The 21287-nt window shown below is 40.4% G+C and carries 11 protein-coding genes; 3 read left to right on the forward strand and 8 right to left on the reverse strand.

All coding sequences use genetic code 11. The features are described 5' to 3' along the window. The first annotated feature begins 346 nt into the window (after positions 1-346). Positions 347-1045 carry an alpha/beta fold hydrolase gene (locus L2764_RS15040; protein WP_248941086.1) on the forward strand — a complete coding sequence of 233 codons (699 nt, stop codon included), beginning with the start codon at positions 347-349 and terminating at the stop codon, positions 1043-1045. Between the two features lie 70 nt (positions 1046-1115). On the opposite strand, the gene L2764_RS15045 is transcribed toward L2764_RS15040, so the two are convergent. Beyond that, positions 1116-2267 (reverse strand): methionine aminotransferase, encoded by a 1152-nt coding sequence (locus tag L2764_RS15045; RefSeq protein ID WP_248941088.1) that lies wholly within the window; start codon positions 2265-2267, stop codon positions 1116-1118. Between the two features lie 469 nt (positions 2268-2736). On the opposite strand from L2764_RS15045, the gene L2764_RS15050 reads away from it, so the two are divergent. Beyond that, complete coding sequence (locus tag L2764_RS15050) at positions 2737-2955, forward strand: P-loop NTPase family protein (RefSeq protein WP_248941090.1); 219 nt, start codon at positions 2737-2739, stop codon at positions 2953-2955. 40 nt (positions 2956-2995) lie between these two features. On the opposite strand, the gene L2764_RS15055 is transcribed toward L2764_RS15050, so the two are convergent. Beyond that, positions 2996-3826 carry an enoyl-CoA hydratase-related protein gene (locus tag L2764_RS15055; protein ID WP_248941091.1) on the reverse strand — a complete coding sequence of 277 codons (831 nt, stop codon included), beginning with the start codon at positions 3824-3826 and terminating at the stop codon, positions 2996-2998. Between the two features lie 387 nt (positions 3827-4213). Here L2764_RS15055 and L2764_RS15060 point away from each other — a divergent pair, with 387 nt between their 5' ends. Continuing rightward, positions 4214-5443, forward strand: coding sequence for an SGNH/GDSL hydrolase family protein (locus tag L2764_RS15060; protein WP_248941092.1), 1230 nt, complete (start codon positions 4214-4216; stop codon positions 5441-5443). A gap of 92 nt (positions 5444-5535) precedes the next feature. On the opposite strand, the gene L2764_RS15065 is transcribed toward L2764_RS15060, so the two are convergent. The 6 genes from L2764_RS15065 to aceE all read right to left on the reverse strand — a co-directional run bounded on the left by L2764_RS15065 (position 5536) and on the right by aceE (position 21170). After that, entirely contained in the window at positions 5536-7596 is a 2061-nt protein-coding gene (locus tag L2764_RS15065; RefSeq protein WP_248941093.1) for a M13 family metallopeptidase, read from the reverse strand. A gap of 187 nt (positions 7597-7783) precedes the next feature. Continuing rightward, positions 7784-10000, reverse strand: a complete 2217-nt coding sequence (locus L2764_RS15070) for a patatin-like phospholipase family protein (protein WP_376708427.1) — start codon at positions 9998-10000, stop codon at positions 7784-7786. Between the two features lie 33 nt (positions 10001-10033). Beyond that, positions 10034-14434 carry an EAL domain-containing protein gene (locus L2764_RS15075; RefSeq protein WP_248941095.1) on the reverse strand — a complete coding sequence of 1467 codons (4401 nt, stop codon included), beginning with the start codon at positions 14432-14434 and terminating at the stop codon, positions 10034-10036. 580 nt (positions 14435-15014) lie between these two features. Then, positions 15015-16445: a dihydrolipoyl dehydrogenase gene (gene lpdA / locus L2764_RS15080; protein ID WP_248941096.1), complete on the reverse strand. Its 1431-nt coding sequence runs from the start codon at positions 16443-16445 to the stop codon at positions 15015-15017. A gap of 153 nt (positions 16446-16598) precedes the next feature. Then, positions 16599-18497, reverse strand: coding sequence for a pyruvate dehydrogenase complex dihydrolipoyllysine-residue acetyltransferase (aceF, locus tag L2764_RS15085; protein WP_248941097.1), 1899 nt, complete (start codon positions 18495-18497; stop codon positions 16599-16601). A gap of 12 nt (positions 18498-18509) precedes the next feature. Then, positions 18510-21170, reverse strand: a complete 2661-nt coding sequence (aceE, locus tag L2764_RS15090) for a pyruvate dehydrogenase (acetyl-transferring), homodimeric type (protein WP_248941098.1) — start codon at positions 21168-21170, stop codon at positions 18510-18512. Between the last annotated feature and the right edge of the window lie 117 nt (positions 21171-21287).

Raw genomic sequence — 21287 nt, forward strand, 5'->3', positions numbered from 1 at the left:
GGTTGCTCTCCTGTCTTTTGGTCGAGACTTGAGCCTACCTATACCGCGGTATAGGTGAAACCTATGCGAGTCACCCCGGCAGAGCCGGGGGTTTACCGTTTGTTAATTACTCCAGTTATTGTTTTCAGTATAGCAAAGAAAAATATCGATAATTTCATGGCATTAAACTCAATGCCACTCCTTGTTCGATGCTCATTGCTATAATGTGATCATGCATAAGTGAAATATTGCTAAGATAAAATAAGTAACGAGATATTTAGTAATGCTTGACCTCTAAGCAAAAGCGACGTGTTCTATACTAAACACTACACTCGTCACAACAGTAATCATCTTGAGCGGTGAATGAATGAAAGAAAAAATTTACTTACTCCCCGGCACCATGTGTAATGCTAAGTTGTGGGATAAACTATCAACATTGCTGAATGCAAAATATGATTTAATTCATATTCCTATTTTAAGCGGACTCAGCCTCGACAGCATTACAGACTCGTTAGATGACATTTTTCAAGAACCAAAAGTGAATCTGGTTGGTTTTTCTCTAGGTGGCTATATTGCTGCGTATTTTTCAACTAAATACCCTCACAGGATCAATAAAATATTTATTATTTCTAACACACCTTGTCCTTTAACAACCATCGAAATAAATGAACGCCAAGAAACATTGAAATACATCAATGATTATGGATATAAAGGGATAACAAGGCAGAAAGCCAATACACTTTTAGACAAAAAATCTCAAAATGAAGAGCTCATCGATACTATAATGCGCATGGATATGGAACTCGGTGAAAAGGCGCTTAAAAGCCAACTTCTGTGGACAACAAATCGAGATGACTTATTTGAAGCATTATCTAAACTCAGCATCAATATGACCTTCTTTTACAATACTCAAGATCCTTTCATTAATACTGAATGGTTACATAAATTCACCCATACTTATCCACATTGCACTACGTACTCCAATGAGAGTAATGGCCATATGCTACCTTTAGAAGAGCCTTTAGCATTATCGAATCACTTAATTAATTGGTTAAAAAATACATAAAAAATGAAAGCTAACCATGAACAAGCACGAATACAAAAAAGCGATTATAGAAAGCAATCACAGCAGGCTATTACAAAAGAGTTAATATCGCAGCGGCCTTAGTTAACGTGGCGTCATCCTTTGCAAAGCAAAAACGTAAGTACTTTTCTTTTATCGGCTGCTTGGCAAACACCGAAATAGGGATCGCGGCAATCCCAGCATCCACCGTTAATGTTTTGGCATAATCCACATCATTCAATCCACTAATACCACTGTATTCCAGTAATTGAAAATACGTCCCTTTCGAGGGTAATAAAGTGAACTTTGATTTCGACAACAATCGACAAAACAAATCTCTTTTTTGCTGATAAAAATGAGGTAAATCCAAATAATGCTGCGGATCGCTTTTCATAAAATCAGCTAACCCGTACTGTAAAGGCGTAGCTGTATCAAAAGTCACGAATTGATGCACCTTTCTAAATTCACTTGTCAACATTGGCGGTGCGATACAATAACCAACTTTCCACCCCGTCACGTGATAGGTTTTTCCAAACGAAAATACAACAAAACATCGCTGATATAAATCGGGGTACTTGAGCACACTTTGGTGTGATTGCTGATCAAATATAATATGTTCATATACCTCATCAGATAACAAAAACAGATCATTTTTATTCACTATTTCAGATAACTGCAACATATCTTCTTCAGTGAGCACTGCACCAGTCGGATTATGAGGACTATTAATGATAATAAGACGCGTTCTGGGGTTAATAGATTGCCTAACCACTTCCCAATCAATATGGTAATCAGGTGTGATCAAAGGCAAATGTACCGCTTTTCCTCCTGCTAAAATAATCGCAGGCTCATATGAATCATAACTAGGATCAAAAACAATCACTTCATCACCGGGCTGAATAACCGTTTGAATAGCACAAAATAATGCCTCCGTGGCACCAGAAGTAATCGTTACCTCTTCAGCAGCATTGAGCTTTAAATGATATAAATTATCCACTTTAACCGCTATTTGTTGCTGCAATATAGGCAGTCCCGCCATAGGGGCGTATTGATTATCACCCCGCTCCATATAAAAACGGACTCTTTCAATCAGTGACGGTGGACATTGAAAATCAGGAAAACCTTGGGAAAGGTTAATCGCGTTATGTTCATTGGCCAATTGTGTCATTACAGAAAAAATAGTTGGACCAACATGGGGTAACTTACTATTCAATGATACATTCATTCATACTCTCCATTTGACGACATAAAAACCCCAAACTTCTTGGGGCTTGATTTTCAACCGCATTAGCCGTTAATATTAACGTTCACTCAAACAAAAGATGATGCCAACATGAACAACTAAGCCTGTTATCCACCTTTTATTTGGATTAATAGGATTAGACGCCGCTTCATGATGATCTGTAAGCTTAACGTTATCTATAGGTACATCTGCATAACCACTCTCTTACTCACACATCTTACTTAAAGTATGAGCCTGTAAGTCAGCGTCTTATCTCCTGTCACTCAGGAGGATTGCTATGCCTTTATTACACGCCACCCACCCACCTTTCTTATCAATTTGAAGACGGTGAATATTTATTTGATAATATCTCTTGTCGCTTACAAGCCCGTCTCACTGGCTTGATTGTTCTAAATGGCTCAGGAAAATCTATTTTAACCGAGATTTTGACAAAATAAGTGGAGGCGAAAAAATGAAATTAGCCTTACTTACCATTACCCAGCAACCCGAGCTACCGCTCGTGCTACTCGATGAATCCGACAATCACCTTGATATAGAATCAAAACAGATGCTTGCAAATATGTTAGCCGCTTATGAAGGGGCTTTTATCTTAATTAGTCACGATAAAGACTTAGTCGAACAATGCGGCATAACGCAGACACTAGCATTAAGCTATACCCAAGCCACTTAACAATCCGTTTATGAATAGTCCCAAAGTCAACATTTTGGGACTACTCATTCTCTTTACTGTGCGCTAAACTCGGCTTATTCATCTTATCAATAAGCTGGTTTACGGCACTTAAATGCTCAGGTTCCTGATGTGCCATGCCTTGATAAGCGGCACAAATATCCAAAAAGTCTGCCAACTGGGTTCGCTGCGCTGTTTTCATCAATCGTTTCGTTAATCGTAAAGCCGCAGCAGGTTTACTGGCCATCTCCAATGCCATGCCATTGGCTGCATCCATCAGTGATTCAGGCTCGACAACCTGTAAAACAATGCCTAACGCCTCTGCTTCTTGAGCATCAATAATCCTCCCCGTTAAAGTCAATTCCGCCGCTTTTTGATAGCCGATCAAGCGCTGCATAAACCAAGCCCCGCCATCACCGGGGATCAATCCAAGATTAATAAAAGTTTCCCCAAATTTTGCTTTATTAGACGCAATGCGTAAGTCACACATATTAGCCAGATCAAAACCGGCCCCAATCGCTGCGCCATTCACCGCAGCAATCACGGGCATTTCAGCCTGCTGCATGATCAAAGGAAGACGTTGGATCCCCCGACGATATCGTGCTTCAAGTTCGCTCGCATTCCCGGCAAAATCCCCCTGACGCTCAGCCATATCTTTCACATTTCCGCCAGATGAGAATGCCGCTCCAGCTCCGGTAATGATCACCACAGCAACCTCTAAACACGAATTCGCCCAAGTTATGGCCTGCACAATATCATCAACAATATGTGTTCCCGTGAGTGCATTGCGTACATCATCACGATTGAACGTCAAAGTGAGTATTTTATTATCAAGCGATAGTGTTGAATCGGTGAGTTTAGGTAACACAAACATATTAATCCTTTAACATTAAAATCATTTATAAGGGAAAGTTAACCACACCTAAAAATGCCAATAAAGCCTTTATCTTCAATTAAGATTATCTTCATACAAGCATATTGACACAAATGTTATATGTCTAACTACAGAAAGATTAACAAGATAGCCATAAATGTAAATAAAAAGATAACACAGAGAATGTAGAGTGTTAAATCTAATAATGAGTTATGAGTCATGCTAATTTAGTCTTTGCTAAAAGTATTGCTAGTGTTAAAAAAGAACAAAGTGTTTACAAAAAAGCACTCAACTGTTTCAAGAAGCTATTCTTTAAACGGCAATACCAAGTCATTTTAATGACTTGAGTAAAAACAATAATAACTCGGTTAGATTGAAGGTGTATCAATGAAAAAATATTCTTTACTCCCACTCTTGTGTCTGTCTTTTTATGCGAATGCAGACACCAATATTCTTTCGGCAAAAGAAGTCAGCGCGACCCAAGAAGATGAAACCAAGACCTATGTAAAATGTTGGTATAGAACCGATGATAACCATAATCAAGCGGCAACAGATTGGGAGTGGGCACTCAAGGAAAATGGCAACTATTACAAGTTAAAAGGTTATTGGTATTCCGCCAATGATTGGAATGATATTTTTTATACAGAAACCACAGCAGATACCATCCAGAAACGCTGTGAAGCGACATTAGATCTCGATAATGAAAATGCTGATATCACTTTTTTTGCCGCAAATAGTCGCCTATCACATAATCACAGTATTTGGACTAATGAGGCACAAGCGCAACCAGATAAAATTAATAAAATCGTTAGCTTTGGTGACAGTATTTCTGATACGGGTAATTTTTACAACTTCTCACAAGGTATTTTCCCAAATGACAGCACCTGGTTCTTAGGCCATTTCTCTAATGGTTTTGTTTGGACAGAGTATTTGGCTAAGGCACTAGATTTACCTCTACACACTTGGGCTATTGGCGGCGCCGCTGGTGAAGATAAATACATCATCATCAAAGGCATTACTGGCCAAATTGAAACCTATTTAGAACAAGTACAAGTGGCTAAAAATTACCAACCTCAAAATACCTTAGTCACCTTAGAAGTCGGACTCAATGATTTTGTCAGTTACGATCGCACCGTTGCAGCTGTGAGTGAGGATTTGGAACAATCCATCGATTTATTGATGGAAAATGGTATTGAAAATATATTACTGCTTAATCTCATCGATGCCAGCAAAGCACCGCAGTTTAAATATGCCACTGATGAAGATATTGAAAAAGTACAAACAAGAGTCGAAAAATTTAACGCGTTTATTGACGAATTAGTTCCCGAACTTCAAGCACAAGGTTTAAACATCACACTGTATGATGCCGAGAGTATTTTTGAGCAGATCACGACTATGCCTGAAAACTTTGGATTACGTAATGCCAATGATTCTTGCTTAGATATTAATGAGAACTCATCAATTAATTATTTACAAACCCATGCGCTAAGAAATGACTGCTCTACTTATGGGTCTGACAATTATGTCTTTTGGGGGGTCAGCCACCCAACAACACAAGCCCATAAAATTATCGCTGACGATGTTATCAACACTGCACTTGATAACTTTAATTTTTAATCAATAATAAAAAGCGGATCGACTCGAGTCGATCCGCTTTTTACTGTCAACGTACCCGCTTCAGTTATCTTTATGATGAAGCCAATATCGCCCTACCAAATCTTAACCCGTTGCTCTTCTGGGAAGTACATTTTATCACTCGGAGAAAGATCAAATGCCTCATAGAACGCAGGAATGTTTCTCGGCGTGCCCATGGCGCGGAAATGACTCGGTGAATGCGGATCGACCAACAAACGACGCTTTAGCTCTTCGTCACGATAGTTACGACGCCACACCTGTGACCAGCCCATAAACAGGCGTTGCTCACCGGTTAAACCGTCAATGATCGGCGAAGACTCACCCTTTAAACTTAAACGGTAAGAACGCTCAGCGACGGTTAAGCCACCTAGGTCACCAATGTTCTCACCCAGCGTTAACTCACCGTTAACAAACTCACCCGGCAGGGCTTCATATTTCGAATATTGCGCCGCCAGTTTTGCGGCACGCTTTTGAAACTCTTCTCTGTCTTTATCGGTCCACCAATCACGTAGGTTACCATCACCATCATATTTAGCGCCTTGATCATCAAAACCATGGCTAATTTCATGACCAATAACCGCGCCAATACCGCCATAATTCACCGCATCATCTGCCTGCATATCGAAGAATGGCGGTTGTAGGATCGCCGCAGGGAACACAATTTCATTCATCACTGGATTATAATAAGCATTCACCGTTTGCGGCGTCATATGCCACTCAGTGCGATCAATGGGTTTACCCAACTTATCGATCATTTTTGCATATTCGAATTTGGCATAACGCTCAAAATTACCCACTAAGTCATCTGCTTTAATGGTTAATTTACTGTAATCTTTCCACTTATCGGGATAGCCAATTTTATAAGTAAATTTAGAGAGCTTTTCTTGAGCCGCCACTTTCGTCGCTGGTGTCATCCATTCCAATTCATTAATACTGATCTCAAAACCTTTGATCAGGTTATGGATCATGACTTCCATTTTCGCTTTTGCTTCGGGCTTAAAATGTTGTTCAACATATTCTTGTCCAATTAATTCACCAATCACTTCATCTTCAGCATCGACGGCTTTTTTCCAACGTGGCTTTTGAACTTCGATACCCATCAATGTTTTACCATGAAAATCAAAGTGCAAATCAACAAAATTCTTGCTGAGTAACTCTGCGTAAGCATCCACTAAATGAAAGGCCATATAATCTTGCCACTCTCTCACACTAAAGGCGTTAAAATTATTACCGAACAAGGAAAAATAAGAAGGTTGCTCAACAATCATCTCTTTGGCTTGACTAAATCCAACCGCTTTAGCAAACGGCACAAGATCAAACTCACCCAATTTAGCATTTAGCTGCTGAACATCCATCTTATTGTAAGTCTTGAGCGCATCACGAGACTCAACTCGACTCCATTGACTTTTAGCAATAAAGGCTTCAATTTTTGCCACACTGTCACTGGCACGCTCTGAATACACATAGCCGGCTTGCGCCATGATGTCTTCAACATATTGCTTAAGCGCGGCTCTATTCTTAGCAAATTTTTTGGTGTTTTTTAAATAATAATCCCGATCCGGTAAGGTCAATCCCGATTGCCCTAAATAAACGGCATTTTGAGATGAGTTTTTAGCGTCATTACTCACATAAAAACTAAAAGGCATGGTCACGCCATTGGTGAGTAACTCTCCCATCATACCGGCAACCGCATCATGATCTTTAGCCATCTCAATTTGCTTCAATAAGCTCTTAAGCGGCATAACACCCAAATTCTCAATTAACGCAGAATTCATATAACTTTCATAAAAATCACCAATTTTTTGATCGGTAGAACCTGGGGTTTTATTGGGTTTAGCTGCAGCTTTTTCAATTATCTGCTTTAAAGCGGCTTGACTTTGCTCATAAAGTACAGAAAATGCGCCATAATTGGATTTATCAGCAGGAACTGGATGAGTGGCTAGCCAAGTACCATTAACGCTATAGTAAAAATCATCTTGAGGACGGATCGCAGTATCGAAATTCGCTTTATCGATGCCTGAAATTAATTCAGAATGATTTTTTTCAGCGCTACTTTTGAATATCCCACTACTTCCACAAGCAACTAACCCTAAGCTTAACGCTATGGTTAATGCTAAATGACTTACTTTTTTCATTATAGTCCCCAATTTTATTGTTCTATACCTAAGCGAGCAGAGAGTCGAGCTTCAGATCGCTTAGTATATCCATGTTATTCATATATAAATTATTTCGCATGTTATTAGATAGCCATGTAATACACAACTACACCTATGTAACCAAAAGTTTACAAAAAGAACTAATAAGCATCGATAAAATTTAAAATCACCAAATATTACCCATAAATAAGAAAACACTTTGCTCGCCAGTATTGGTAAAACCAAAGCCCAGTGCCGTCGGCCCTACACCAGTATCAGTTCCCAAAAATAAGCTTCCTGAGTAAATTAAATCACCTAAATCAATAGCATCACGCTGCTGCCATACATTACCGGCTTCCAAACTCGTGCCTAAATAAAGTGGATACTGCGTTAGACCTAACATATCTCGCCCCAGATCATACTGATAAACCAAGGCGCTGAATACTTTATGTGAACCAAATAATGCATTTTGATGGTAACCCGATAAATTTAAAAAGCCACCTAACTCTGATGTATTGACGGTAAAAAACGTATCAGTATCCACTGTCGCAAAAGAAGCAATTCCCATGAAGATATGATGTTTAATCCTGATGGCTCCACGCCAATCGGCTTCTATCTGTAATGAGTAATCCTCATTATTCTGAACAGAACTTTGTTGATAATCTTCATGGCGTAAATACATATTAAGGGTAAATCGGTTACCTGAAGTGGGAAAATTGATGCTATCGAGATCATCAAAACCAAATTTCAAATACGCACCATAACTGGTGTAGTCTAAGTCTGTAGACTCCGATGTATCATTGCTCACTGAACCTATTTCACTCAACCCCCCAAGCTCAATGCTGCCGCCATTGGCATAATTAACCCCCAGACCAAGCTCAGCATTGTAGACTTTCTGTATCAAATCCAAATATAAAGCATTATCCTCATAATATTGTAAGTGAGTAGACGAAAATTCAATCCGTGCTCGACTAAAATAACGCTCCCTAGGATCTAAAGGCTGATAAAATTCCGTGGCTAGCATCTTGTTATAACCTAACATGAGTTCATTTCGCCACTGTCCGCCATTGGCGGTAACATTGGTCAAGGTATACGCTAAATCCACTTCTATAATCGAATCATTACTAAAATCATCTTCCCAGCTAAATCCCAACTGAAAATAATTCGGCCCCCAAGATTTATCTCTGGTGATTAGCGTCAATACACGCCCTTCATCGGTATCATTAAACTCCGCATCAACGCGCTCAAATAAATCAAGGGCATAAACACGCTCAATACCCTCATCTAATTTTTCAGTGGTAATATTTTCCCCAACGGTAATATCGAACGTCTCTCGGATCAGCGTTTCATTCACATTAGCATCATTATCAATAACGATACGGATCACAGGCTGCAGTAATTCTTGGCGCCACAACTCACTTTTCCATTGCTTATCTTTAACATAACTCGCATATTCGTCTTCAGACACTTGAAAATCTAACAAGCGCTCTAAGTGTCCCTGCGTCGCTTCTTTTCCCAGCAATAACGCTGTTTGCATAATGGAAAAATCTGTCGTACTCAGCTCATCAATTTGAGGGCGAATAAGAATGTCGTCCTTGGTTAATAACTGCTTTTGCCGTATCACACTGGCATTAGTTAACATGGTTGATAATTGACTTAATACATCAATAGTATTATTGAGTTGTTTTTTATCCACAAGAGGTGAACCTATATCGACCGCAATAATAATATCGGCGCCCATCGCCTTCGCTACATCCACGGGCAAGTTATTAGCAATTCCCCCATCAATCAATAACTTTCCATCAATGACTGTCGGTGCTAATGCACCTGGGACAGATGCCGATGCCTGCATCGCTTGTACTATACTGCCAGAATCTAATATTACAGCCGCACTGGTCTCAAGATTGGTCGCCACAGCGCGATAAGGAATAGACAGTTGATCAAAACTTGAAAATTCTTGCACTAAATTAGTTGATTGCCTTAATAATCGCGACATACTTTGTCCGCGCAAGAGTCCCGCAGGAAACTTAGCCTCATTATCGCTATAACCCATATTGATAGGAATATTATAGAGATCTCTTAAGCCTTTATTACGATAACTCAGCTCTTCCCTTGGGATCGTATCAGAATAACCTTGAGTCCAATCCGTGTTCATCATGATCGTTTCAATTTCTGTAGCGCTGTAGCCTAACGCGTACATACCACCGACATAGGCGCCAATACTGGTTCCGGCAATATAATCAATAGGAATACGATTGGCTTCTAGCACTTTTAGCACACCAATATGCGCAGCACCTTTGGCGCCCCCACCACTTAATACTAATCCAATCCGAGGTCGTTCTGCAGCTAACAATGAATAAGACAACGGTATCATAAAAATCAATAGTAATAAGCGAGGTACCATAAAATAGTCTTTTGTATCAATATGAAAATGTGCTTAAGCCGTTAAGGCAAAACGTTTGATATAAGCTTGCATCTCATCAAACGGCATAGGTTTTGAAAAATAATAACCTTGGATTTGATAACAACCTCTGCTTAATACTTGTTGTAGTTGTTCTTTATTTTCAACACCTTCGGCAATTAAATCTAAGTTTAAGTTTTTCGCGAGTTCAATAATGCTACTCACGATGGCTTGATCGGCTTTATTGGCAGTAATGTCCTTTAAAAAAGAGCGATCAATTTTAAGGCTCGTAACATCAAAATGGCGTAAATAAGCTAACGAAGAGTAACCGGTGCCAAAATCATCAATTGCGACATTAATCCCTAACGCTCTCAACTCAGACAAGTGGGCTTTAGCAATATTAAGCTCTTTCATTAGCACCCCTTCAGTTATCTCTAACGTGACACCAGATGCGGCGCATTGCGTATCGCTCAAAACTTCTTTGATATAATCAATAAAATCACTTTGCAAAAAGTGGACCCCTGAAATATTAATCGACAGTTTTACATTTTTCGTCTCATCTTTATCCCATTGCCGACGTTGCAAGCAGGCTTGCTTTAGTACCCATCGATCAATATCAATAATAAGCCCACAGCCTTCAGCCACTTTAATAAAAAGATCGGGTTGAATAAATCCTTCTTTAGGGTGTTTCCACCTTAGCAAAGCCTCCATTCCGATCAATTTATTACCTTTTTGTGTATCAACTTGTGGTTGGTAATAGAGTTCAAATTGATCACGCTCGATAGCTTTACGTAAATCAGTCTCTAATCCCATGTGATATAACGCTTGTTCATTACGTTCTGCGGAATAATATTGAATATTTCCCCTGCCTTCTTCTTTAGCATGATACATGGCAAGGTCGGCATTTTTTATCAGTGTCTCAGCCTGACTAGCATCTTCAGGCCATAGACTCACTCCAATGCTAGTTGAAATATAAAATTCACGCCCATATAAAGAAAAAGGTGCCGCAATAGCTGTCAATAATTGTTGGCACAACTGATTAACCACATCGATATGAATAATATTGGGTAAAAGCAAGACAAACTCATCCCCTCCAAAACGACATAATGACTCATCAGAGGGTACACACGCTTGTAATCGTTTTGCCGCTTCGACTAATAACGCATCCCCCATGCTATGCCCATAAGAATCATTAATGTGTTTAAAACGATCGAGATCTAAAAAAAGTAAAGCCAGTTTTTCGCCTTTGCGATGAGCACGGTAAATCGCTTTCGATAATCGATTTGAAAATAGCGCGCGATTAGGAAGGCCTGTTAACATATCAAAATTAGCTAATTGACGTAAATTAGCTTCAACACGTTTTCTTTCTGTAATATCTGAAAAAACAGCCACAAAATGAGTGATATCATCCCTATCTCCCATAATAGCTGAGATATTAAGCCAAATAGGACAAGGAGCCTTATTTTCACGCACTAACTCACATTCACCCGTCCATGTTAGGTTTTGAGACAATAATTCAGCAATGGTGCCAAAACGCCCATTATAAAGTAAGACGAGCTCTGAAAAAGACCAGTCAATTAATGACTCTTCTGCACCAATAAGTTCTTTCGCGGCTTTATTCGTGACTTTAATCTGCTCTTGATTATCTAAAATCAACACGCCTTCAGACGTATTTTCAAATGCTTGCGCTAACAGTTTGATGTCACCCTCTAATTTTCGTTGTAATGTGACATCAGTGAAAATACCCGCAACTCGAGTAATATCACCAGAAACTTCATTCCATTCAACGGGACGTCCACGCACTTTCATCCAGCCCCAAGAACGATCGATGCGACGATAGCGGTACTCACAATCAAAACGCTCTCTTTTTCCTGCAAGCATCTCATTCCAAGCCCCAAAAACAGCACTTCGTTCTTTCTTGTGTACAGGAAACTCACTTTCTTTTAGATAAATTAGTTTATCTTCAACACCTAATACACCACTTTCATTGCCGAGCCTAAATAACTCTGTCTCACGCTTCCATTCCCACAACTCAGAATCACTGCCTTTCAATGATTGACGTAATCGGTCTTCGCTTTCTAATAAAGCATTATTAACACTTCTAAACGCTAAACCATGCTGCCTGCGTAATCCAAATCCAATAATACATACGCCCAACAAAATCAGTAAAACAAATACCGTAAACCAAATAGATTGCCACCAAAATTCTTCAACGGTAAACGAAAATAATAAGGGACGACTAGCCCATATTCCATTTTGCTGGACTAACACCTCTAACACATAATCACCGGCTTTAAGCCCCAGAATATTAAGCTGTGGCTGGCCTTCTAATAGCAAATAGTCATTATTTTTTCTTGCCCCATCCTGAATCAAACGATATTTTAATACCATTAGACTGTCGTCCAAATAATCACTTCGACTTAGCTGAAAAGTAATCAATTTAGCGCCAGCAGCAATCACATTGGCTTTTTCTGGCAATAAACTTAATTGCACACGATTATCATAATGCACATTAATGGATTCAATGAGTGCACTACTTTGTTTGACTCTATTTTTGAGTAAATCGGTATCCAATAGCATAGCACCATTAGGCGTCCCGACATATAAGCCCTTATCAGAGTCGAAAAAATACGCCCCTTGATTTAACTCATTACTAATCAAACCATCATTGTCATTGATCACCAAGACTTCATGGGTGGCCTTATCCTGACGAATAATTGAAGATGAACAGCCAATAATACGAGCTTTATCCGTTTGTTGAATGAAGTAGACACTCTGGCAAGATACCCCCCATAGCTTCTCTAGTGAGCTTGCCTTATGGGTATTAATATGAAATTCAATAACCCCATTAACGGCAGTGCCTAACCACAAGACGCCGGGCCTAATTTCTTCAATGACATCAACACTAGAGCGAGTGTCATCGATGGAGATATCTTTCAAGTAAGAATGAAACTGTTTATTTTCATCAAGATAACCAAAGAGTTCATCACCGCCAATCCATAAACGATTATTATCGCGATAAACGATGTTAACTTTATAAAGTCCTTGATTATTTTCAGATAATCCCAGTCTAATTTTTTTCGGTTTAGCGAGCTTGGGTTGCCAAAAAAATAAACCTGTATTCGTCGCGACCCACCAGCTATCGGGATAAAGGGGATCTTGATAACTGCTATAAATAACCTTATTTTCTAAAAAGTGTCGCTGCCCATACCAATGGTTCCCCTTTGCCTGCCCGATTTCCTTATTGACAACGAAAAGACCATTTGTCGTCGATAATAACAATTGTTCATCAACAAAATCATGGATTTGATAAATACTATTACTTATTTTTAGCCCTTTAGGCATCACACTCGTACTGGAACGGTGTTTTTTGTCGACTCGAATTAAACCGCCATCAGTCCCTAACCACAGGGCTTTTTCATCGGAAAAAATAGACCAAACTAATTCATTAGGTAATTGATAAGGGGCGGCGCTCGATACCACATCCAATAAAAAGTCAGGGGGCTCCGCTAAAATGGCAACGCCGTCACCCGAACCGCCAATCCAAATTAATCCGTTGGCATCAATATTAATAGCGTAAATATAATCAAGATCTGTCGCTTCTTTCAACTCACCTCTAAAGGTTTTAACGTTAATGTTATCTGGATGCCATTTCAATAAACCGACCCGAGTGGCCAACCAGAAAAAACCCTGATTATCTTCAGTCATTTTTGCAATATAAGAAGGTAATTGAGTAATCGGTTTAACCCTAAAACTTTGACTATCAAATTGGTATAATCCATGGCTTGTCGCCATCCACACTTGACCGCTTGAATCAGTAAACAACTGCTTTATCGTGCCTAAGGCTTCATCCCATCCCACTTGTGCTTCGCGAGCACCTGACTTAGATCTAACTTGGAGACTATGCTCAGTAGCAACCACAATGTGATCGCCCATATCCGTCATATATCGCCATGGAATATCAGGATGAAAAGGTAAGTAGCTCAGTAGCTCTAAGGAAAGATCATGGTAAGAGAATTGAAGTAATTCCCCATCATAGGTTAAAAATAAATAACTACCATCAGGATTTTTAATAAAATCAACAATACCATCGGCTTGATACTCCGGAAACAACGCTTTAGATCCAAAGCGAATAAAATGGTCTTTAATCACATCATATAAATACACTTGACGAGCAGTACTCACCAAAACATATTGCTCATTTAGTGGCTCAACTAAGTAAAAAATATTTCTGTCTAAATTTAGGCCAACATTGCGTTTATCAATACGTCTAACTTTCGTATTACTGACCCTATATAAACCTTCTTCGGTCGCTAACCATGTAAATCCATGAACATCAAAACTGATATCCCGAACGGTTGTGTTACTCAATCCATCACGATCACTGAATACTCGCTGCACTAAGTCAGCAGCCTTTAACGGACTTAGCAGACTCATAAATATGCAGATCAGACTCAGCGCTATTTTTATTATTCTTTTTTTCATACGACTGACAGCAGATTTAACTATTAAGTAAATGTATCATTTAGCGAATGTTTATTCACCTTTATATTGAATATGATATACATTTTAAAAACATTATGAGCACGTGTAAAATGATAGGAAATACCAAACCTTAACAGCCCACTCGATTAACAAAATCAACAAGAAACACATTTAAACAATAAAAATCAAAATATTACAAAAGTAAATATTAATCTACCTAACGAATAACGACATAAAAAACCACCCCTTTCTTTCATTGGAATAGCTAACGTAAATTTTTGTTATCTCGCGAGAAAACTTGAGCTTTTATCATCAAGTATAAAATAACGCAAAAAAAAAGTTAACATTTAACGAACATAAAACTGTGAGTTTACTTGAAGGTTAACTGTATATCTCCTCCAGCACCTTAAAAGATACTTTGATCATAAACGCCTCTTAAACACGCTAATAATATTAATCCTAACTCGATAAAAGTCATCAATTTTTGGTATAAAAAAAGCGCTCTATGAGCGCTTTTTTTAAACTATTCAGATTACTTTTTCTTTTTTGCCTTTGGATTGGGCAAATCAGTAATTGAACCTTCATACATTTCTGCCGCTAAACCGACTGATTCATGAAGCGTTGGATGCGCATGGATCGTTAGCGCAATATCTTCAGCGTCACAACCCATTTCAATCGCTAAGCCAATTTCACCCAATAACTCACCACCATTGACACCGACAACAGCACCACCAATCACACGATGCGTTTCTTTATCAAAGATAAGTTTAGTCATACCTTCGCTTGCATCAGATGCAATCGCTCGGCCACTGGCAGCCCATGGGAAGTTAGCTGTTTCATAAGCAATGCCTTGCTCTTTTGCTTCTTTCTCAGTTAAACCGACCCAAGCGACTTCAGGTGCGGTATAAGCAATTGACGGGATCACTTTCGGATCGAAGAAATGCTTAAGGCCTGAAATGACTTCAGCTGCAACATGTGCTTCGTGAACCGCTTTATGTGCCAACATAGGTTGACCGACAATATCACCAATCGCAAAAATATGAGGTACATTCGTACGTAACTGCTTATCAACATTGATAAAGCCACGCTCATCAACATTCACACCCGCTTTATCAGCATCTAAAGTTCGACCATTTGGCGAACGGCCAATAGCGACCAATACCGCATCATAACGTACTGGCTCTGCAGGTGCGCTCTTACCTTCCATTGAAACATAGATACCATCATCTTTTGCTTCTACCGCAGTCACTTTAGTTTGTAACATTAAGTTAAATCTATCTTTAACTTGCTTAGTGTAGTTACGCACTATGTCTTTATCGGCAGCGGGGATAAGTTGATCTAGCATTTCGACTACATCAATTTGGCTTCCTAGTGAAGAATATACAGTCCCCATTTCCAGACCGATAATTCCACCGCCCATGATAAGTAACTTACCAGGCACTTCTTTAAGCTCTAACGCATCCGTAGAATCCCAAATACGTGGATCTTCATGAGGAATGAAAGGCAATTTAATCGGACGTGAACCCGCAGCAATAATCGCATTTTCAAACTGAATGACAGTAACACTGCCATCTTCAGCTGTCACTTCAAGGGTGTTAGGACCCGTAAATTTGCCCAAACCTTGGACATTGTTGACTTTACGCATCTTAGACATGCCAGCCAATCCGCCTGTCAACTGTCCAACCACTTTCTCTTTAAAACCACGTAGTTTATCTAAGTCAATTTTTGGCTCACCAAAAGAAACACCATGATGGGCAACTTCTTTTGCTTCTTCAATCACTTTAGATATATGTAATAAGGCTTTAGATGGGATACAACCAACGTTTAAGCAGACACCACCTAAGGTACTAAAACGTTCAACTATGACAGTCTCTAGGCCTAAATCGGCTGCGCGAAAGGCTGCTGAATAACCGCCTGGGCCTGCGCCTAGTACGACTACCTGAGTTTTAATTTCGTTACTCATGTTTTCCTCTATTCTTCTCATTACGTTGACGGCATCAAAGATCTGATATCACTAAATCTTAGTCGAGTGGCCGCATTTTAACCTGTGTTTGACACTGATCACAATCTTTGACTGAGTATTAAAAAGGCGACTCCCATGGAGTCGCCTTTTTTTCTATAAAATCAAGGTGCGAATATCAGATAAACACCCATTTAAATATGTAACAAAACGCGCACCATCAGCACCATCGATAACACGATGATCATAACTTAGTGATAATGGTAACATTAGCCTTGGCATGAACTCTTTACCATTCCACACGGGCTTCATTTCAGATTTAGATACACCCAAAATGGCCACTTCAGGTGCATTCACGATCGGTGTAAAAGCGGTTCCACCTAATCCACCTAAACTTGAAATCGTAAAACAGCCTCCTTGCATGTCCGCAGCAGTCAATTTACCTTGACGGGCTTTCTTTGACACCACCATCAATTCAGCAGACAGCTCATGGATACCTTTTTGATTAACGTCTTTGAAAACGGGAACCACTAAGCCATTAGGCGTATCGACTGCAATCCCGACATTGACATACTTTTTCAAAATCAGGTTGTCACCCTCTTCTGATAAAGAGGAATTAAAGTTAGGGAAAGCTTCTAAGGCTTTCGCTACCGCTTTCATGATGAATACCAAAGGCGTGATCTTCATGCCTGAATCTTTCTTCGCTTCAGCCGCATTTTGCGCCTTACGGAAAGCTTCTAATTCGGTAATATCGGCATTATCCCACTGAGTAATATGAGGGATCTTCACCCAATTACGATGTAGGTTAGCACCCGATATTTTTTGAATACGAGATAATGGCTTCACTTCAGTGTCACCAAACTTGCTAAAATCGACTTTTGGCCACGCTAATAATCCCAACTCAGAACCTTGTGCTTGTCCAACTGACGCCACGCCAGACTCAACTTGCTTAACCGCAGCTTTAACGTAGTGCTGTACATCTTCTTTAAGTACACGGTTTTTACGCCCAGTCCCTTTCACTTTAGCCAAGTTAACGCCAAACTCACGGGCTAGGCGACGGATCACAGGCGATGCGTGCGCATATTCTTTGTTTTCAATAAAGTCACTCGTTGCTACCGCATTACTTTTTTCAGCTGAAGCGACAGGTGCTGAAACAGGGCTTGCTGATGCCGCTGTCGGTGCTTGAGGTGCAGCACCTTCAACTTCAAATACCATCATTAACGAACCTGTTGCGACTTTATCGCCAACAGAGACTTTAATCGCCGCCACTTTACCCGCAAAAGGCGCAGGCACTTCCATGGACGCTTTATCACCTTCAACGGTTAATATGGCTTGCTCTTCAGTAATCGTATCACCAATCGCCACCATGATTTCAGTCACTTCAACTTCATCACCGCCGATATCGGGCACATTGACTTCTTTAACCCTCGCTGCTGGAGCTTGTATAATAGGAGCAACGACAGCAGTATCAGCCGCAGTCGCTGATTCCACAATCCCACCAGCGACTTCAAACACCATGATTAAAGAGCCTGTCGACACTTTATCACCTTGGCTGATTTTAATTTCTTTCACCACACCCGCTTGTGGGGCTGGCACTTCCATTGATGCCTTGTCGCCTTCAACGGTCAATAACGCTTGCTCTTCAGTCACGCTTTCACCAACCACAACCATGATGTCTGTCACTTCAACTTCATCACCACCGATATCCGGCACTAAAACCTCTTGTAGTGAGTTAGCAACAACTTGAGACGCAGCCTCTGTCGCTGCAGCAGGTTGAGACGCCATCGTTGCCACTTCAGCGGCAACGACCTCTTGTGAGCTGGCTTCGGCTTCAAAGACCATAATAAAAGAGCCTGTTTCCACTTTATCGCCAACAGCCACTTTAATCTCTTTAACCACACCCGCTTGGGAGGCAGGTACTTCCATCGCGGCTTTATCGCCTTCGACAGAAATCAAGGCCTGTTCTAATTCAACAGCATCACCGACATTAACTAAAATCTCAGTGATTTCAACCTCATCAGCACCGATATCCGGTACATTAATTTCGATTGTCATTCTTATTGCCTCTTATGCGTAAAGTGGATTGCGCTTATCTGCATCAATATCAAATTTAGCGATAGCTTCGCTAACAACACTGGCATCTATATCGCCGGTTTTCATTAATTCAGATAAGGCAGCAACAACAACGTATCCCGCATTCACTTCAAAGTGACGACGCAGGTTCTCCCGGCTGTCTGAGCGACCAAATCCATCAGTACCCAATACTTTAAATGATGCCGCTGGGATGAAAGCACGGACTTGCTCTGCATAATTTTTCATGTAATCAGTGGCAGCAATCGCTGGCGCTGAGTTCATCACTTGCGCAAGGTAAGAGACTTTAGGGGTCTCAGTTGGATGAAGCATATTATAACGCTCGACATCTTGACCTTCACGGGTGATTTCATTAAATGAAGTCACAGAGTAAACATCTGAGCCCACACCATAATCTTCACTTAGAATTTGCGCGGCTTTGCGCACTTCATTCATGATAGTACCTGAACTCATGAGCTGCACATGCTTGTCACCCACATAGGACTCAAGCTTATAGATCCCCTTGCGGATCCCGGCTTCAACGCCTTCAAGCATAGCTGGCATGGCATAGTTTTCATTCATTACTGTTAGGTAATAGAAAACATTCTCTTGCTCGCCATACATACGCCGTATACCGTCTTGCATGATAACAGCCACTTCATAAGCGAAGGTGGGATCGTAAGACACACAATTAGGGACCGTATTCGCCATGATATGACTATGACCGTCTTCATGCTGCAAACCTTCCCCATTTAGCGTTGTCCGCCCAGCGGTAGCTCCTAATAAGAAACCACGGGCTTGTTGATCACCCGCCATCCATGCCATATCACCCACTCGTTGGAAACCAAACATGGAGTAATAGATATAAAATGGGATCATAGGTAAGTCATTGGTACTGTATGACGTCGCTGCTGCAACCCAAGATGACATCGCACCTAGTTCATTAATCCCTTCTTGCAGAACTTGGCCTGAAGTGGCTTCTTTATAGTAAGAGACTACGCCCCTATCTTCTGGCGTGTATTCTTGACCGTGTGGATTGTAAATACCAATTTGACGGAATAAACCTTCCATACCAAAAGTACGCGCTTCATCGGCAACAATAGGGACGATATTTTTACCAATATTTTTGTTTTTCAACAAAATATTTAATGCTCTAACAAACGCCATTGTGGTCGAAATATCACGTTTTTGCGCTTCTAACAGCGGCTTAAACTCTTCAATTTCTGGGATCACAAGCGCTTGAGTAAAGTTCGGCAGTCGTTGAGGTGTATAACCATGCAACGCTTGACGACGAGCATGTAAATACTCGTGCTCTTTCGAACCTGGCTCAAGTTTCAGATAAGATAAATTATCCACCGCTTCATCAGACAATAAATGTTCTAAACCAAGGCGAGAACGTAATTGACGCACATGAGACATGTCCATCTTTTTCACTTGGTGCGCAATATTTTTACCTTCAGCCGCATCACCCATACCGTAACCTTTAACAGTTTTAGCCAGAATAACGGTTGGCTTACCCTGAGTATCTTGGGCATTTTTAAAGGCAGCATAAAGCTTAGATGACTGATGCCCACCACGCTTAAGCTCAAAAATTTGTGCATCAGTCATATCAGCAACAAGTGCTGCCGTCTCTGGATACTTACCAAAGAAATGCTCACGAACATAAGCACCATCTTTTGACTTAAAGGTTTGGTAATCACCATCAAGGGTTTCATTCATTAGCTGTAGCAGCTTACCCGTACTATCTTTTGCTAATAGTGAATCCCAGTTATTACCCCAGATCACTTTAACCACATTCCAGCCAGCACCTTTAAAGAGGCCTTCTAACTCTTGAATGATTTTACCATTACCCATAACAGGGCCATCGAGACGCTGTAGGTTACAGTTGACTAAGAAACATAAGTTATCCAATTTTTCGCGTGCGGCAAATGACAATGCGCCACGTGATTCAGGCTCATCCATCTCACCATCACCTAAGAAGGCATAGACTCGCTGAGCACTGGTATCTTTCATACCGCGACCATCAAGATACTTAAGGAAACGCGCTTGATAAATAGCTGAAATAGGACCTAAACCCATAGAAACCGTGGGGAACTGCCAAAATTCAGGCATCAACTTAGGATGTGGGTACGATGGAATACCCTTTCCATCGACTTCTTGACGGAAGTTATCTAACTGCTCTTCAGTTAAGCGCCCTTCAACGAAAGCACGAGAGTAAATACCTGGAGAAATATGACCTTGATAGTAGACTAAATCACCACCATCAACGTTATTAGGCGCACGGAAGAAGTGGTTGAAACACACCTCATAGAAAGCCGCTGATGACTGAAACGATGCCATATGGCCGCCCAGCTCTAAATCTTTCTTCGATGCCCGCAAGACGATCATGATGGCATTCCAGCGAATAGTAGAGCGAATGCTGTGCTCTAATGTCGTATCGCCTGGATAGGCAGGTTCTTGCGCCGCAGGAATAGTGTTAATGTAATTGGTTGTGATGCCTGTAGGCATATCCACACCATCTAAGCGCGCTTTATCAAGTACTTGCTCAAGTAAATATTGTGCACGTTCAACACCTTCTTCACGAACAACTGACGCTAAAGCCGCTAGCCATTCTTGGGTCTCAGATGGATCTAAATCTTGTAGCATATGTTCAGACATGACACTGTCCTTTCCTATATACAGGGTTATCATTGGAAAATAAGTTAAGTTTATATACCCAAAACATTTGGCAAGACTTCATTCATAGAAGGTACTTTTCCAAATAGCTTGGGTATA

The organism is Shewanella surugensis (assembly GCF_023284005.1).
Lineage (GTDB): Bacteria > Pseudomonadota > Gammaproteobacteria > Enterobacterales > Shewanellaceae > Shewanella > Shewanella surugensis.

Excerpts from the sequence above, each read along its gene's own strand:
- lpdA (WP_248941096.1), bottom strand. The coding sequence starts at position 16,445 with ATGAGTAACGAAATTAAAACTCAGGTAGTCGTACTAGGCGCAGGCCCA.
- L2764_RS15040 (WP_248941086.1), top strand. The coding sequence starts at position 347 with ATGAAAGAAAAAATTTACTTACTCCCCGGCACCATGTGTAATGCTAAG.
- aceF (WP_248941097.1), bottom strand. The coding sequence starts at position 18,497 with ATGACAATCGAAATTAATGTACCGGATATCGGTGCTGATGAGGTTGAA.
- L2764_RS15075 (WP_248941095.1), bottom strand. The coding sequence starts at position 14,434 with ATGAGTCTGCTAAGTCCGTTAAAGGCTGCTGACTTAGTGCAGCGAGTA.
- L2764_RS15055 (WP_248941091.1), bottom strand. The coding sequence starts at position 3,826 with ATGTTTGTGTTACCTAAACTCACCGATTCAACACTATCGCTTGATAAT.
- L2764_RS15050 (WP_248941090.1), top strand. The coding sequence starts at position 2,737 with ATGAAATTAGCCTTACTTACCATTACCCAGCAACCCGAGCTACCGCTC.
- aceE (WP_248941098.1), bottom strand. The coding sequence starts at position 21,170 with ATGTCTGAACATATGCTACAAGATTTAGATCCATCTGAGACCCAAGAA.
- L2764_RS15045 (WP_248941088.1), bottom strand. The coding sequence starts at position 2,267 with ATGAATGTATCATTGAATAGTAAGTTACCCCATGTTGGTCCAACTATT.
- L2764_RS15060 (WP_248941092.1), top strand. The coding sequence starts at position 4,214 with ATGAAAAAATATTCTTTACTCCCACTCTTGTGTCTGTCTTTTTATGCG.
- L2764_RS15070 (WP_376708427.1), bottom strand. The coding sequence starts at position 10,000 with ATGGTACCTCGCTTATTACTATTGATTTTTATGATACCGTTGTCTTAT.
- L2764_RS15065 (WP_248941093.1), bottom strand. The coding sequence starts at position 7,596 with ATGAAAAAAGTAAGTCATTTAGCATTAACCATAGCGTTAAGCTTAGGG.